We start from the raw sequence: 376 nt of genomic DNA on the forward strand, positions 1-376 counted from the left end.
ATGAAGGATTCGACCCTTCGACCCTCTGATTAAAAGTCAGATGCTCTACCTACTGAGCTAATGGCACAAAAGAGTGCCGACTAGAGGACTTGAACCCCCAACCTACTGATTACAAGTCAGTTGCTCTACCAATTGAGCTAAGTCGGCATTTTATTATCTATATCACTTTGTTTTATTTACTTATATTTATTTAAGATGGTGGCTCGGGACGGAATCGAACCGCCGACACGAGGATTTTCAGTCCTCTGCTCTACCGACTGAGCTACCGAGCCATCTTAAATGGCGGTCCCGACCGGGATCGAACCGGCGATCTCCTGCGTGACAGGCAGGCATGTTAACCGCTACACCACGGGACCATTTGGTTGCGGGGACAGGA

General features: G+C 48.7%; 3 tRNA genes. All 3 read right to left on the reverse strand.

The window, feature by feature from the left end:
- Positions 1 to 74: 74 nt before the first annotated feature.
- Positions 75 to 147: transfer RNA gene (locus tag COE53_RS23630), tRNA-Thr, on the reverse strand.
- A gap of 49 nt (positions 148 to 196) precedes the next feature.
- Positions 197 to 272: transfer RNA gene (locus tag COE53_RS23635), tRNA-Phe, on the reverse strand.
- An 8-nt stretch (positions 273 to 280) separates the two neighbouring features.
- A tRNA-Asp gene (locus COE53_RS23640) sits at positions 281 to 356 on the reverse strand.
- Between the last annotated feature and the right edge of the window lie 20 nt (positions 357 to 376).

Origin of the sequence: Bacillus sp. AFS029533 (assembly GCF_002585125.1) — a bacterium.
GTDB lineage: Bacteria > Bacillota > Bacilli > Bacillales > Bacillaceae_G > Gottfriedia > Gottfriedia luciferensis_B.